The 15,108-nt window shown below is 74.4% G+C and carries 14 protein-coding genes; 3 read left to right on the top strand and 11 right to left on the bottom strand.

Annotated features, from left to right (window positions below; all coding sequences use genetic code 11):
- Positions 1-123: 123 nt before the first annotated feature.
- From iolB to F8568_RS24495, 4 genes are read right to left on the bottom strand one after another with little or no spacing between them, the layout of a single operon-like run.
- On the bottom strand, positions 124-984 hold the full coding sequence (gene iolB, locus F8568_RS24510) for a 5-deoxy-glucuronate isomerase (protein ID WP_151596021.1): 861 nt from the start codon (positions 982-984) through the stop codon (positions 124-126).
- Entirely contained in the window at positions 981-1,922 is a 942-nt protein-coding gene (gene iolC / locus F8568_RS24505) for a 5-dehydro-2-deoxygluconokinase (RefSeq protein ID WP_151596020.1), read from the bottom strand. Before iolC ends, iolB begins: the two co-directional genes overlap by 4 nt.
- Entirely contained in the window at positions 1,919-2,770 is an 852-nt protein-coding gene (locus tag F8568_RS24500) for a TIM barrel protein (protein WP_151596019.1), read from the bottom strand. The genes iolC and F8568_RS24500 overlap by 4 nt, the downstream gene beginning before the upstream one ends.
- Positions 2,767-3,882, bottom strand: coding sequence for a Gfo/Idh/MocA family protein (locus F8568_RS24495; protein ID WP_151596018.1), 1,116 nt, complete (start codon positions 3,880-3,882; stop codon positions 2,767-2,769). Before F8568_RS24495 ends, F8568_RS24500 begins: the two co-directional genes overlap by 4 nt.
- Positions 3,883-4,079: 197 nt before the next feature.
- On the opposite strand from F8568_RS24495, the gene F8568_RS24490 reads away from it, so the two are divergent.
- Positions 4,080-5,603, top strand: coding sequence for a nitroreductase/quinone reductase family protein (locus F8568_RS24490; RefSeq protein ID WP_151596017.1), 1,524 nt, complete (start codon positions 4,080-4,082; stop codon positions 5,601-5,603).
- A gap of 36 nt (positions 5,604-5,639) precedes the next feature.
- Here the strand turns inward: F8568_RS24490 and F8568_RS24485 are convergent, their stop codons facing one another.
- On the bottom strand, positions 5,640-6,113 hold the full coding sequence (locus F8568_RS24485; RefSeq protein WP_236009085.1) for a VanZ family protein: 474 nt from the start codon (positions 6,111-6,113) through the stop codon (positions 5,640-5,642).
- A gap of 238 nt (positions 6,114-6,351) precedes the next feature.
- Here F8568_RS24485 and F8568_RS24480 point away from each other — a divergent pair, with 238 nt between their 5' ends.
- On the top strand, positions 6,352-7,995 hold the full coding sequence (locus F8568_RS24480; RefSeq protein WP_151596016.1) for a GMC oxidoreductase: 1,644 nt from the start codon (positions 6,352-6,354) through the stop codon (positions 7,993-7,995).
- A 56-nt stretch (positions 7,996-8,051) separates the two neighbouring features.
- On the opposite strand, the gene lon is transcribed toward F8568_RS24480, so the two are convergent.
- On the bottom strand, positions 8,052-10,448 hold the full coding sequence (gene lon, locus F8568_RS24475; protein WP_151596015.1) for an endopeptidase La: 2,397 nt from the start codon (positions 10,446-10,448) through the stop codon (positions 8,052-8,054).
- 219 nt (positions 10,449-10,667) lie between these two features.
- Here lon and F8568_RS46995 point away from each other — a divergent pair, with 219 nt between their 5' ends.
- A complete protein-coding gene (locus tag F8568_RS46995; RefSeq protein WP_202125275.1) occupies positions 10,668-10,814 on the top strand; it encodes a TetR/AcrR family transcriptional regulator C-terminal domain-containing protein in 147 nt (48 codons plus the stop codon).
- Positions 10,815-10,856: 42 nt separating this feature from the next.
- On the opposite strand, the gene F8568_RS24465 is transcribed toward F8568_RS46995, so the two are convergent.
- The 5 genes from F8568_RS24465 to F8568_RS24445 form a co-directional block, all read right to left on the bottom strand.
- A complete protein-coding gene (locus F8568_RS24465; protein WP_151596014.1) occupies positions 10,857-11,105 on the bottom strand; it encodes a hypothetical protein in 249 nt (82 codons plus the stop codon).
- A 797-nt stretch (positions 11,106-11,902) separates the two neighbouring features.
- Positions 11,903-12,826, bottom strand: coding sequence for a bifunctional helix-turn-helix transcriptional regulator/GNAT family N-acetyltransferase (locus F8568_RS24460; protein ID WP_151596013.1), 924 nt, complete (start codon positions 12,824-12,826; stop codon positions 11,903-11,905).
- A 93-nt stretch (positions 12,827-12,919) separates the two neighbouring features.
- Complete coding sequence (locus tag F8568_RS24455) at positions 12,920-13,270, bottom strand: DUF3817 domain-containing protein (protein WP_151596012.1); 351 nt, start codon at positions 13,268-13,270, stop codon at positions 12,920-12,922.
- Positions 13,271-13,376: 106 nt separating this feature from the next.
- Complete coding sequence (locus tag F8568_RS24450) at positions 13,377-13,733, bottom strand: hypothetical protein (RefSeq protein WP_151596011.1); 357 nt, start codon at positions 13,731-13,733, stop codon at positions 13,377-13,379.
- A 70-nt stretch (positions 13,734-13,803) separates the two neighbouring features.
- A complete protein-coding gene (locus tag F8568_RS24445) occupies positions 13,804-15,093 on the bottom strand; it encodes a citrate/2-methylcitrate synthase (protein ID WP_151596010.1) in 1,290 nt (429 codons plus the stop codon).
- Positions 15,094-15,108: the final 15 nt, after the last annotated feature.

Here is a 15,108-nt window from a genome sequence, read left to right as displayed (position 1 = left end):
TCCCCGCGACGTTCCCGTGCCCGAAGATCCCGAAGCACCCGGGAAAGAACCGCCGCTCCTCCCCGTCGCGCTCCGACCACTGCGCCGCCAGGAAGCGCACCAGCGCCTGCCCCACCGTGAGCCTCATGAGCGTCCCTCCGCCGAGGTGAGCGGCAGCCGCGGGTCGACGGCCTGCCCGGACCAGGTGCCGCGGACCCACGCGTGCGCGGGATCGTCGCAGATCCGCCACGCGCGCTCCGGCGACGGCCCGGCCATCACGTTCAGGTAGTACAGGTCGTGGCCCGGCACCGCCATCGACGGGCCGTGCCAGCCGTGCGGGATCAGCACGACGTCCCCGCCGCGCACCTCCGCCAGCACCTCGATCGGCCGCTCCGGCGTGCCGTAGACGCGCTGGTAGGCCATGCCGCCGTCGCCGGCGACCTCGAAGTAGTAGATCTCCTCCAGGGCCGCCTCGTCCGGCCCCTCCTCGTCGTGTTTGTGCGGCGGGAACGACGACCAGCAGCCGCCCGGCGTGAGCACCTCGCACGCGATCAGCTTCTCGGCGAACGGGAACCCCTCGGGCGTGCCGAAGTTGTTGACCTGGCGGCTCGCCGGTCCCGCGCCGCGCAGCTCGACGGGCACGTCCTCGGCGGGCCCGTAGCGGGGTTCGAGGCGGGCCTGGCAGCGCGCGGCGGCGAGCGCGAACCGGCCCCGCCCCCGGACCGTCACCCGCGCGTCGCGCGGCACATAGGCGAAGTCGCTGACCCGGCTGAAGACGTCGGCGCGGCCCTCCAGCTCGAACCGCTCGCCGTCGCACTCCACCGCGCACGCCCCGGCCAGCGGCAGCACGATCATCTCGAAGTCGCCGGTGCCGAAGGTGCAACCGCCCGGGTCGGGCAGGTCGAGGACGCGCAGCGCCGTGTGCGCCCAGCCCGCCGACTCCGGCGTCACGACGACCCCGTACGGGGCCTCGGCGGTGCTGCCCGCCGGTAGGTGATGCGTCATCCGACACCCCTCTCCGCCAGCAGCGCGTCCACCTCGGCCTCGGCCGGCATCGCGGCGGAGCAGGCGATGCGGGACGCGACGATCGCCCCGGCCACGCCCGCGAACGCGATGATCCGCTCCAGGTCCCAGCCGGCGAGCAGGCCGTGGCAGACCGCGCCGCCGAACGCGTCGCCCGCGCCGAGCCCGTTCGCCACGTCCACCTTGACCGGCGGCACCCGCACCGTCTCCTCGCGGGTCGCGGCGAGCACGCCGTCCGGGCCCATCTTCACGATGGCGAGTTCCGGTCCGCGGTCGAGGAGCGCGCGGGCGGCCGCCTCCGGCTCCCGCTCCCCCACCGCGACCTCGCACTCCTCGAGGTTGCCGACCGCGACCGTCGCCCGCTCCAGGGCCCGGCCCGCCCAGTGCGGCGCCTCGCCCGGGTCGTCCCACAGCATCGGCCGGTAGTCGAGGTCGATGACGGCGTGGCCGGTGCGGGCGCCGAGCGCGAGCAGCGTCGCCTCGCGGCTGGGCTCCTGCGACAGCCCCGTCACCGTCGCCCACACGATGCGGGCCCGGCCGATCGCGTCCAGGTCCAGCTCGTGCGGATGGATCTCCAGGTCGGGGGCCTTCGGATAGCGGTAGAAGTACAGCGGGAAGTCGTCCGGCGGGAAGATCTCGCAGAACGCCAGCGGCGTCGGCAGCCCGGGGACGGAGGTGACGAACCGGTCGTCCACCCCGTACTCCTTCAGCGCCTTGTGCACGTACCGGCCGAACGGGTCGTCCCCGGTCCGGGTGATCACCGCGGTTTCGCGCCCGTACCGCGCCGCCGCGACCGCGACGTTCGTCGGGCTGCCGCCGAGGTACTTCCCGAACGACTCGACGTCCTCCAGGGGCCTGCCGACCTGGTCCGGGTAGATGTCGACGCTCACCCGCCCCATCGTGATCAGGTCATGGCTCATCGGGCCGCTCCGGCGAGGTAGTCCAGGCTGCGGCGGACGTCCTCGTACGGTCCGGTGCCCGGCGCCGGCTCCTCCGCCAGGACGGCGTCCTGCTCCATCACGTACCAGCCTCCGTATCCGGCGCCCTCCAGGGTCGCGACGATGCCGGAGATGTCAACGTCCCCCTCGCCGAGCGGCCGGTACAGGCCGTCGCGCACCGCGTCGGAGTAGGCGACCTCGCCGCCGACCACCCGGGCGGCGAGCGCGGCGTCGACGTCCTTGAGGTGGACGTGCGCGATCCGCGCGGCGGCGAACCGTGTGAGCCACGCCGGGTCGGTGCCGCCGACGAGCAGGTGCCCGGTGTCCAGGCACAGCGGCACCGCGGACCCCGACAGCACCCGCTCGACGTCCGCCCGGGTCTCCACGACCGTCCCGACGTGCGGGTGCAGCGCCGCGAGCCGGCCGCGCCGCGCCGCCCGCGCCGTGATCGCGTCGAGGTTGGACAGCAGCGTCGCCCAGGCCCGGGTGTCCAGGGCGGGCCGCCCGTCGTAGCCGGCGAGGCCGGTCGCGGCGGCCAGCACGAGGACGCCGCTCATGGCGTCGAGCGCCCGCTCGACCTCCGGCATCGGGTCGTGGTCCGGGTCGTGCAGGACGACCGGGACGAACGCCCCCACGAGCCCGAGGCCGTAGGACGACAGCAGCGCCTCCCGCTCGTCCCGTGCCGCCGGCAGGAACCCGTCCGGGCCGAGCTCGGTGGCGGCGAGCCCGAGGTCGCGCATCTCCGCGAGCACGCGCGCGGGCGCCATCTGGTGGCCCCAGCCGGGCACCTCGCACACGCCCCACGAGATCGGCGCGCCGGCGATCCTCATCGCCGCACCTCCTCGGCCCCGACGATGCGGCCCTCGCGCATGGACAGCTCGCAGGCCTCGGCGAGGTAGAACGCCTCCAGGGCGTCCTCGGGCGGGCAGGGGTTGGCGCGGCGCCCGGCGACGACGTCGACGAAGGCGCGCAGCTCGGCGTCGTAGGCGGCGGAGAACCGTTCGAGGAAGCCCGCGTAGGGGTCGCGGTGCTCCTCGTCGTGCTCGGGCAGCGCGGTGACGGGCGTCCGCTCGTCGAGGCCGGCGACGATGCTGTCCTTGGAGCCGAACAGCTCGAGGCGCGCGTCGTATCCGGCGGCGTTGTAGCGGGTGGCCGACACCTGCGCGAGCGTCCCGTCGTCGAGGACGAGCAGGGCCGAGCCGGTGTCGACGTCGCCGCTGTCGCGGAAGAAGTCCTCGCCGCGGTTGGCGCCGGACGCCATCACCCGGACGACGTCGCGGCCGGTGACGAACCGGATCAGGTCGAGGTCGTGGATGACGCAGTCGCGGAAGAGCCCGCCGGACGTCGGGACGTACTCGGCGGGCGGCGGCGCGGGGTCGAAGCTGCAGGACCGGACGGTGTGCAGCCAGCCGAGCCGGCCGGACGCGAGGGCCTCGCGGGCCGCCGCGTTCCCGGCGTCGAAGCGGCGCTGGAACCCGACCTGGACCGGGATCCCGGCCTTCTTCGCGGACGCCACGATTTGGAACGTTCCATCAAGATCGGACGCGAGGGGCTTCTCGCAGAAGACGGGCAGTCCGGCCGCGAGCGCGCGCTCCACCAGATCGGCGTGCGCGTCCGTCGCGGCGGCCACGACCAGGCCGTCCAGCCCGGCGGAGAACAGCTCCCCGACCTCGCCGACGGCCCGGACGTCCGCCCCGCCCGGCGCCCGGCCGAGCGAGCCGGTTGGCGTTTGCGCGGGACGGCGGCTCCCGGCGCCCTCCGGCGAGGACGGCCCGCCGGGCGCCCGGCGCTCCGCCGGCGCTCCGCCGAGGCGGGCCGCCAGGGCCCGGGCGCGTGCGGCGTCCGCGTCGGCGACGACCAGCGCCTCCACCTCGGGCAGTTCGCACAGGGCCGCGGCGTGGCGCGCACCGATGCGCCCCGCGCCGGCCAGTCCGATCCTCATGGAACCCCTCCCCGGTCGGCGGTCAGGTGAGTCCCGAGTGTGATGGAGCGTTCCAGGGGCGTCAACGGCCGGGCATGCGCGCCGCCGGTAAATGAAGTGTCCGAAACCCGGCCGACTACGCTGGGCGCGGCGCCGCCCCCCGGGCCGCCGCACCGCCGACACCAAGCGCTAGCTTGATGCTGCGCTAGTTTGATCCCATGCGGGTCCTCGTCACCGGCGCCTCCGGGTTCGTCGGCTCCCACACCGTCCGCGCCCTGCTCGCCGCGGGCCACCGTTCGCGCGCGCTCGTCCGCGACCCCGGCAAGGCCGCCAAGGTGCTGCAGGCCCTCGGCGTCCGCGCCGAGGAGGTCGAGCTGCTGCCGGGCGACATGCTCGACGCCGCCGCCGTGGCCGAGGCGCTGAACGGCTGCGACGCCGCGATCCACGCCGCCGCCGCGATCGGCGTCACCGGACCCCAGGTCGACCTCGTCGAGGTCAACGTCACCGGCACCCGCAACGTCATCGGCGGCGCGGTCGCCCACGGGCTCTCCTCCATCGTGCACGTGTCCACGATCGGGATATTCGTTCCCCCGTCCGGCCCCGTCATCACCGCCGGCGCGCCGCTCGCGCGCCCGCGCACCGGCTACGGCCGCTCCAAGCTGGAGGCGGAGAACTACGTCCGCGGCCTCCAGGACGACGGCGCCCCCGTGACGATCGTCTACCCCGGCGGCGTCTGCGGGCCCGACCAGCCGCACCTCGACGCGCTGAACGAGGGGCTCGCCGCCGCGCTCGGCAAGCTGTGGCCGCTGCCCGGCGGCGGAGTGTCCGTCATCGACGTCCGCGACCTCGCCACCGCCCTGGCCCGCACCGTCGAATCCCCGGGCGGAGCGCGGCGCTGGGTGCTCGGCGGCCACTACCTCACCTGGCCGCAGTACGCCGACCTCTGCGACGCGCTGACCGGCGTGAAGTGCCGCCGCGTCCGGGTGCCGAGCGCCGTGATGCTCGCGCTCGGCTCCGCGCTCGACGCCGCCAAGCGCGTCCGCCCGTTCGACTACCCGCTCACCCGCGACGCCGCCGAGTTCATGGTCACGCTCGTCCCGACCGACGACCGGCCGATCCTCGACGCGCTGGACCTCACGCTGCGCCCCGTGGAGGAGACGGTCGCGGACGCCCTGCGCTGGCTGGCCGGGAGCGGACACCTGAGCCCCCGCCGGGCGGGCCGGCTCGCGACCGGGAGGCCCGCCGCGCCGGCCCCGCCCCGGCCGACCCTGATCCAGCGGACCCTCGGCCCGGTGTTCCAGCGGATCTCCGGCGCCCGCTGGTTCGCCGAGGTCGGTCCGAAGATCGTCCCGCACGTCGACCGGGCCCTGCACCGGCTCACCGGCGGCCGGGCCATGCTCGGCCAGCTCCTCGTCCCGAGCCTCGTCCTGACCACCACCGGCGCCGTCAGCGGGCTGCGCCGGCAGACGCCGCTCGCCTGCCTGCCCGACGGCGGCGGATGGCTCGTCGTCGGCTCGAACTTCGGCCGCGAGAAGCACCCCGCCTGGACCGGCAACCTCATCAAGAACCCCGACGCCGAGGTGAGCTTCCGCGGCGCGACCACCCCGGTGACCGCCCACCTGCTGGACGACGCGGAACGCGCCGAGGCGTGGCCGCGCCTCACCGCCGTCTGGCCCGTGTACGACCGCTACGTGGAACGCGCCGACCGCCAGTTGCGGGTCTTCCGCCTCACCCCGCGCTGAACGCGGCCGCTTTTCGAGTCGAAACAGCGCCGTTTGTCAGGAGCCGCGCAGGGTTCTCGAAAGGCGGCGGCCCAGCAGGACATAGGCGATCATCACACCGGCGACGTTGAGGATGACGTCGTCGACGTCGAAAGCGCGGCCCATCACGACGGCACCCTGGACGGTTTCGATCGCCAGCGAGAACGCGCCGGTCAGCAGGGCCAGCCGGATGGGTCCGCGCAAGGACTTCCACACGATCGGCATCAGGACGCCGAGGGGCGCGAGCAGCGCGAGGTTCCCGCCGATCTGCAGGACGGCCTCCTTTGTCGGGCGGTCCAGATAGAAGCGGAGCGAGTGCCCGGGATGGACGTTTCCGCCGGCCTGGCCGTTGTCGTGGACGGGCGTCAGCGTGAGCCGGAAGGCGAAATAGAAGAAGACGCCCAGAACGGCGAGCGCGATCGTCACCACCAATACCCGAAAGACGAGAATGTACCAGGGCGCCTTTTCGCCGCGTTCCGCCGGCTGCCACATCTCCACCAACATTCCGCGCTGGTCCCCGTTCCGCCGCCGGCTATGCGCGCCGCGAATTACGGGCACGGTTCCGGGTGCGTGGCGGCGAATTATGGCGTGTCCGGATCGCGCCGGATCCGGCCGTTGACAGGGCCGACCAAGCAAGCGCATGATTCGGCCGTGATCGGAGTCACATCCGATCGCGGGTGGTCGGCGCGAGACCCCCTCACGGAACGCCATCAGTGAGAGAGGTTGCGTCATGGCCGGTCATGGGCGGCGGCATGCCGTCGATTCGGGAATCACCCGCCGCCGGTTCCTCACCGGGGCCGGGGTCGCGGCCGGAGCGCTGCTCCTGCCCTCGTGGCGGACCGCCGCCGCTGCCGCGCCGGACAAGGCGATCGCCGACGGCGACCGGGTTCCCGCCCTCGTCATCGGCAGCGGGTACGGCGGCGCGGTCGCCGCGCTGCGGCTCACCCGGGCGGGCATCGCCACCCACGTCGTCGAGATGGGGCGGAGCTGGACGACGCCCGGCTCCGACGGCAAGGTGTTCAGCTCGCTGCTCGAGCCGGACGGGCGGTCGTACTGGTTCCGCACCCGGACCGACCAGCCCGTCGGGTACTTCCTCGGCGTCGACGCCAACAAGGACATCGACCGGTACGCGGGCGTCCTGGACTCGGAGGCGTTCGCCCACACGCGCGTCTACCAGGGACGCGGCGTCGGCGGCGGCTCGCTGGTGAACGGCGGCATGGCCGTCACGCCCAAGCGCGCGTACTTCGAGGAGATCCTGCCGTCGGTCGACGCGGACGAGATGTACGGGACGTACTTCCCGCGCGCGAACGCGGCGCTCGGCGTGAACACCATCGACACGTCCTGGTTCGAGTCCACCAAGTGGTACCGGTTCGCGCGCGTCGGGCGGGACAGCGCCCAGGCGGCCGGTTTCGGGACCACGTTCGTCCCGAACGTCTACGACTTCGGCTACATGAAGCAGGAGGACGCCGGCACCGAGCCCAGGTCGGCGCTCGCACAGGAGGTCATCTACGGCAACAACTACGGGAAGCGCTCGCTGGACAAGACCTACCTCGCCGCGGCGGCCGCGACCGGGCGGCTGACCATCAGCCCGCTGCACACCGTCACCGGAGTCGCGCCCGCCGCGGGCGGCGGCTACACGGTCGAGATGACGCAGATCGACACGTCCGGGAACACCGTCGCGCACAAGACCGTCACGGCGGACCGGGTGTTCTTCGCCGCGGGCAGCGTCGGCACGCCCAAGCTGCTGGTCGCCATGAAGGCGCAGGGCCGGCTGCCGGACCTGCCCGACGCGGTGGGCGCCGGCTGGGGCAACAACGGGAACGTGATGGTCGCGCGCGCCAACCACATCTGGGACACCACCGGCGCCGACCAGTCCACGATCCCGGCGATGGGCATCGACGACTGGGACGACCCGGACGGCCCGGTCTTCGCCGAGATCGCCCCGTTCCCGGCCGGGACGGAGCTGTGGGTCAGCCTGTACCTGGCGATCACCAAGAACCCGAACCGGGGGACGTTCACCTTCGACTCCGGCACCGGCGAGGTCGGCCTGTCGTGGCAGCCGTCGTGGACGCAGCCGTCCATCGACGCCGCCAAGCGCCTCTTCGACAGGATCAACAGCAAGGCGGTCACCGTCTACCGGTCGGACATGTTCGGCGTCAACAAGGTCTGGGGCGACGACTTCGTCTACCACCCGCTCGGCGGCTGCGTCCTCGGCACGGCCACCGACGGCTACGGGCGGCTGCCCGGCCACCCCGGCCTGTACGTGATCGACGGCTCGCTCGTCCCGGGCAGCACCGGCGTCAACCCGTTCGTCACGATCACCGCGCTGGCCGAGCGGAACATCGAGAAGATCATCAGGACCGACTTCGCCTGAGAACGCCGAACGCCCGCACCGGTGGACACCGGTGCGGGCGTTCCGCGCCGGCGGGGTCAGACCGCCACGGGCGTGGTGGCCGGCTCCAGCGCCAGGTCCAGCACCTCGCGCACGTCGCTGACGGCGTGGACGGTCATGCTCTCCAGCACCTCGGCCGGGACGTCCTCGAGGTCCGGCTCGTTGCGCTTCGGCACGATCGCCGTGGTGATGCCGAGCCGGGACGCGGCCAGCAGCTTCTGCTTCAGGCCGCCGATCGGCAGCACCCGCCCGGTCAGCGACACCTCGCCGGTCATCGCCACGTCCGACCGGACCGGCCGCCCCGACAGCAGGGACGCCAGCGCCGTCGTCATGGTGATGCCCGCGCTCGGGCCGTCCTTCGGGATCGCGCCGGCGGGCACGTGGACGTGCACGCCGCGGTCCTTCAGGTCGCCGACCGGCAGCTCCAGCTCCGCGCCGCGCGAGCGCAGGTAGCTGAGCGCGATCCGGGCCGACTCCTTCATGACGTCGCCGAGCTGCCCCGTCAGCGTCACGCCGGTGTCGCCGGTCTCCTTGTCGGCCAGCGACGCCTCGATGTACAGGACGTCGCCGCCCGCACCGGTGACCGCCAGGCCCGTCGCGACGCCCGGCACGCCCGTGCGCCGCTCGGACCTGCTCAGCTCGACCTCCGGGGTGAACCGGGGGCGGCCCAGGTAGTCCTTCAGGTCGTCCGCGCCGATCGCGACCGGCAGCTCCGCCTTCTCCAGCGCGACGTTCGCGGCGACCTTGCGCAGCACCCGCGCGATCGACCGGTCCAGCGACCGGACGCCCGCCTCCCGGGTGTACTCGGCGGCCAGCAGCCGCAGCGCGTCGTCGCCGAAGCTCACCTCCGACGCCTCCAGGCCGGCCTTGTCCAGTTGCTTGGGCAGCAGGTGGTCGCGGGCGATCGTGACCTTCTCGTGCTCGGTGTAGCCGTCCAGCTGGACGAGCTCCATCCGGTCGAGCAGCGGCCCGGGGATCGCCTCGACCACGTTCGCGGTCGCCAGGAACAGCACGTCGCTGAGGTCGAGCTCGACCTCCAGGTAGTGGTCGCGGAACGTGTGGTTCTGCTCGGGGTCGAGGACCTCCAGCAGCGCCGCCGTCGGGTCGCCCCGGTAGTCCGCGCCGACCTTGTCGACCTCGTCCAGCAGCACGACCGGGTTCATCGTCCCGGCCTCGCGGATCGCCCGGACGATCCGTCCCGGCAGGGCGCCCACGTAGGTGCGCCGGTGGCCGCGGATCTCCGCCTCGTCCCGCACGCCGCCGAGCGCGACGCGCACGAACTCGCGCCCCATGGCCCGCGCGACCGACTCGCCCAGCGAGGTCTTGCCGACCCCGGGAGGACCGGCCAGCGCCAGGACGGCGCCGCTGCGCCGCCCGCCGACCACGCCGAGGCCGCGGTCCTCGCGCCGCTTGCGCACCGCCAGGTACTCGATGATGCGCTCCTTCACGTCATCGAGACCGGCGTGGTCGGCGTCCAGGATCTTCCGCGCGCCCCCGATGTCGTAGGCGTCCTCGGTCCGCTCGTTCCACGGAATGTCGAGGACGGTGTCCAGCCACGTGCGGATCCAGCCGCCCTCCGGCGAGGCGTCGGACGACCTCTCCAGCTTGTCGACCTCCTTCAGCGCCGCCTCGCGCACCTTCTCCGGCAGGTTCGCGGCCTCGATCCGGGCGCGGTAGTCGTCCTCCTCGTCGGCGGGGTCGCCGTTCAGCTCGGCCAGCTCCTTGCGGATGGCCTCCTGCTGCTGCCGCAGCAGGAACTCCCGCTGCGTCTTCTCCATGCCCTCCTGGACGTCCTTGCGGATCGTCTCCGCGACGTCCAGCTCGGCGAGGTGGTCGCGCGTCCAGCCGATGACCAGCTCGAGCCGCTCGACGACGTCGATCGTCTCCAGCACCTCGACCTTCTGCTCGGTCGTCAGGTAGGGCGCGTAGCCCGCGTTGTCCGCCAGCGTCGAGGGGTCGTCGATCTGCTGCACCACGTCCACGACCTGCCACGCGCCGCGCTTCTGCAGGATCGCGCTGACCAGGCCCTTGTACTCCTTCGCCAGCTCCTGCGCGCGCCCGTTCGCGGGCGGCGCCTCGATCGCGGTGCCCTCGACCCACAGCGCCGCGCCGGGCCCGGTCGTCCCGGTCCCGATCCGCACCCGCCGCACGCCGCGGACGACCACGCCGGGCTCACCGCCCGGCAGCCGGCCCTCCTGCTCGATGACGCCGACGGTGCCGACGCCCGCGTACTGCCCGTTCACCCGCGGGACCACCAGCACCCGCGGCTTGGCCGCCGACCGGATGCCGGGGCCCTTGGGCCGCGCCACCGCCTTCGCGGCCTCGACGGCCGCCCGGACCTCGCCGCTCTCGGACAGGTCGAGGGGCACCACCATGCCCGGCAGAACGGCCCCGTCGTCCAGGGGCAGCACCGGCAGCGTCAGGGTCTCGCTCATGCATCGCTCCAAGTCCGTCGTCGCGGCCCCCTCGGGAGGGACCGCCCCGGTCGCCCGGGTACCCAACATCAAGTTGAGTCATACACACTCAAGAAAACGGAGCAGCGATTAATTTCCTCAGCAACGTTCGCTCTCAGCGATCACGCCCGCACCTCATCCGGACGCCCGCCGGCCGGCCGGCGCCACCAGGAGGCCGGCGACCGGGGCCGCCGTGCGCGGGTGGCCGCGGCCGAGCAGTTCTCCGCGCTGCTCGGCGCGCCCCTCGACGAGCGCACCCGGCTCGGCACCCGCGACGTCCCCGAGGACGAGGTCCGCGCCGTGGTCACCGCCGCCGTCGCCACCTTCCTCGCCGCCTTCGCCCCCTGACCAGCGGCAGCATGAAGATGGCCGCGAACGTGCCGAGGCCGGTCAGCAGCATGACGGCGACGCCGGCGGTGAAGGGGTGCTGCGGAACATCCGCACGTCGATGATCGGCGGCGTCCGCCGGGCCCGCAGGGCGCGCACGGCGTAGCCGGCGATCAGGACGGCCCCCGCCACGAGCGGAACGAGCGCCTGCCAGGGCGCCGTCGCGCTGCTGCCGGCCGGAACCGTCCTGCTGCCGGGACGGCCCCGGCCGGCGCCCGCGGAGGCCCCCGCCGCCGCGAGAAGGACGCTCACTCTCCGTGGTCGGGGCGGCCGGACGTAAGCGGACCGTCCGACCGCCGGCGGGCAATGCGCCGGCAAAGACCGCCGGACGATCACGATTCTTTGCGCACCCCCGGTTTACGCCCGCATGACGCGCGGGTACTTACCGCAACGTGTTCGTGACGCAGGGTGAACGACAAGCTCCTGGGACTGCAAAGTTCCAGGTCGGACCGGGGAGGCGGGCGATGAAGGGCACGCAACGTGAGCACCGCCCCGCCGGTCCCGCGCGCCGTTCACCGCACGGCCCGGCCGGCGCGACCGAGGGCGTTCCCGTCACCGGCCGGCAGGGCGCGCGGCGTCCCCCGACGCGCGCCCTGCCGGCCGGTGACGGCGACACACCTCGGGTCCTCGGCCGCCCCGGACCCGGCCGGGCCGCGCGTCGCGACCGCCATCGGGCGCCGGTGCCGTACGCCCCCGCGGCGCCGGCGCCCCTCACCGCCGGGCCGGCGGCCCCGCCGACCAGCGCCGCCGGCCCGGCCCCAACGTCCCCGCCCGTCCGGGCGCCCCTGCGGCGCCCGCCCCTTGAAACCGGACGGGCAGTCACGCCCCCGTCCGGCCGGGCATGGGAAGGAGGTGGGAATCAGCCCCGATCCGAGCCGGCGCCATGCCGGTGCACCAGGCGGCCGGAACTCCGTCCGACCCCCGTCCCGGCCGCCCTCGCGCAGTAAGGGATCGCTGCGGAGCCGAGCCCGTGAAGGCAGGAGCGCCTTCACGGGCCTCGGTTCGTTCCACGCCCCCGCTGGGGGACGGACCCGCCCCGCTCTGGGAGGTCAGAGCTTCTTGCGCCAGACCTGGCCGTGCACCACGTCGCCGAAGCGGGCGACCGGCGGCTCCTCCTCCTCCAGGATGAACCCGGCCCGCTCGTAGATCCGGTGCGCGGGCCGCTGCAGCGCCGTCGTCCACAGCATGATCTCGCGGTAGCCGGTGTCGGTGGCGAACCGGACGCACTCGTCGACCAGCGCCGTGCCGACCCCCATGCCCCGCGTGCCGGGCTCGACGTGCAGCAGGCGCAGCTGGGCGACGTCCTCCTCGCGCCGGACGCAGAACACCGCGCCGACCCGTTCGCCGGCGGCCTCGGCGATCCACGCGCTCTCCCGCTCGGGGTCGTGGTCCTCGACGTAGCCGGCGACGACGCGGGCGACGAGCGCCTCGTAGGTGCGGTCCCAGGCGCACTCCTCGGCGTAGAGGGCGCCGTTGCGCTCGACGACCCAGCCGAGGTCGCCGGGGCCGAGCGGCCGCAGGACGGCGCCGTCCGGGCGGGCGCGCTCGCCGAGGATGCCCTGGACGGTGCGCATCGCGCCGAGGAGGCGGCGGCGGTCCTCGCCGGTGAGGCCGTCCAGCAGCGCGCGGATCTCGGTGCTGGACCGCTCGTCGAGCATCGCCTGCACCTCGCGGCCCCGGCCGGTCAGGCGGACGATCTGCCGGCGGGCGTCGCCGGGCGCGCGTTCCCGGACGACCAGGCCGTCGTTCTCGAAGCGGGTCAGCATCCGGCTGAGGTAGCCGGGGTCGAGGCCGAGGGCGCGCCGCAGGGCGAGCACCTCGGTGTCCTCCCGCTGCGCCAGCTCGAACATCACCCTGGCCTCGGTGAGGGAGTAGGGCGAGCGCACCAGGCCCTCGCCGAGCACTCCGATCACTCCGGTGTAGAACCGGTTGAACGCGCGGACCGTGCCGACGTCCGCCGTCGTCGCCTCCATGCTCGCCCTCCCACGTTTGACTCGGTCAAACGTTACTCCCCGGCGGGCCCGGAGATCCACCCTTCGGCGGAAGCCGAATGCGGGGAGGGAGGGTCAGGCGCGGGACGAGTCGGCGCCGGACGGCTCGGGCTCGGCCGCGCCCGCGGGCGGCACCCGGCGCGCCTCCGCGACGATCTTGCGCTCGACCCAGAACGTCATCAGCGGCACGACGCCGCCGAGCACGATCAGCACCATCCTGCTCAGCGGCCAGTCCGCCCGCCGCCACACGTCGTAGGCGGCGACGAGGTAGACCATGTAGAAGAGCCCGTGGACGGGCGCCACGATGCCCGCCATCGCGGGCATGTCGGTCGGACCGTACTTGAGGACCATGCCGATCACCAGCAGCACCAGCAGGCTGCCGACGAGCAGGGCGAGGATCCGGTACCGGGTCACCGCGCCTTCCACAGTTCACACCCTTTCATCGGCCGGCCGCGCCCGCGGCCCGCACACGTCAGACGGCCCCGCGGCGGCCGGGCCCCGGACGGGAGGGCGCCCGGGGGGGGCGGCGCGGTCAGCCGCGCCGGTCGGTCTGGGAGTTGAGCCGCGCGAGGTAGCGGTTGTAGGCCGCGAGCGCGGGGTCCTCCTCTTCCTGCCGCCGGATGATCTCGCGCTTGACCGCGGCCTCGGCGGGCTCCTCGATCACCTTGGGCGCCGGGGCCACACCGGCCTTCTCGTCCCGGATCATCTTGATCCACATCACGATGACGAAGATCGCGAAGATCGGCCACTCGAAGGTGTACGCCCAGCTGCGGTCGTTGCCCGCCTGGGCGCGGTCGTACTGCCACCAGCCGAAGCCGAGGAACGCGCCGCAGAGCACGACCGCGATCGCATGCAGGCCGAGCCAGGCAGGGGTGAGGAACCGTCGCACGTCATCGAGCGTACCCCCGGTCCCGCGCCGCCCGCGCACACCCCCCGGACGGCAGGGGGCGCCGCGGCGGTCAGCCCGAACGCCCTGGCCGGCGCGGTGCCGAGGGTGCCGACGCCGCGTCCGGAAGCGGCGGGCCGGTGTAGACGGCGCGGGGGCGCAGGGGGTGCGCGCCGCCGTACTCCTCGATGGCGTGCGCGAGCCATCCGGCGGTGCGGGCGACCGCGAACACCGCCTCCCCCGCGCCAGGGACGAACCCGGCGACCGCGCCGAGCGCCGCCAGCGCGAAGTCGATGTTCGCCGACGGCAGCCGGCGCCGCGCCGCCGCGTCCAGGACGGCCTCGGCGGCGGCGAGCCGCGGGTGCCCGGGCGCCGCGTCCCGGACGAGGTCGAGCAGCAGCGTCGCGCGTCCGTCGCCCGCCTTGTAGACCACGTGCCCGAAGCCGGGGACGCGCTCGCCGCCGCGCAGCCGCCGCCCGACCACCCGGGCGGCCGACGCCGGGTCGGCGACCTCCGCGATCAGCCGCTCCGCCCCGTAGGACGCGCCGCCGTGCAGCGGCCCGCTGAGCACCCCGAGCCCGGACGCGACGACGGCGTACGGGTCGGCCCGCACGGACGCGGCGACCCGCGCAGCCAGCGTCGACGCCGCCAGCTCGTGGTCGGCCAGCAGGATCAGCGCCGCCTCCAGCGCCCGCAGCGTCCCCGCCTCGGCCGGGCGCGGGCAGAGCCTCCCCCACAGCCGCGCGGCCACCCCTCCCTCGCCGGCCTGCGGCGAGCCGTCGTCACGGAAGCCGCTCGCGGCGGGCGGGAGGGCGTCGACGAGGCCGGCGATGAGGGAGCGGGCGGTGCCGGTCACACCGTCCGGGTCCAGGTGGTGGCGGAGCGGGTCGGCGGCGGCGAGCGCGGTCACGATCAGCTGGAGGCGGTCCAGCGGGAGCAGCTCCTCGGGCAGCCCGGACTGCGCGGCGACGGCCGCCGCGACGCCCTCGTCCCGGGCCCGCCACGGCGCCTCCCCCGCGCCGTCGCGGCCCGTCCAGAGCCAGCCCGCGACGTCCTCGAACGAGCCGTGCTCGGCCAGGCCGAGCACGTCGCGGCCCCGGTAGTAGGGGCGGTCGGCGCCGAGCGCGGTGATCGCCGACTCGATCGCCAGCTCACCCGGCCCGGGCCCGCGGCGGGGCCTGCCGCGCCGGGCCAGCTCCTCCACCTGCGCGGCGTCGAACAGGCTGCGCCGGCCGTCCGGGGCGTGCCTGCGGCGCAGCACGCCCCGGCTGACGTAGGCGTACAACGTGGCGGGCTTCACACCGAGCCGCTCGGCGGCCGCCGTCGCGTCGATCCAGCCGATGACCTGGTCGTTCTCGCCCATCCCCACTCCGCTAAC

This window comes from Actinomadura physcomitrii (assembly GCF_008923205.2).
In the GTDB taxonomy this organism is placed as follows: Bacteria; Actinomycetota; Actinomycetes; order Streptosporangiales; family Streptosporangiaceae; genus Spirillospora; species Spirillospora physcomitrii.
The sequence above is the reverse complement of the archived record's forward strand: the minus strand, read 5'-3'. Positions and strand labels throughout refer to the sequence as shown.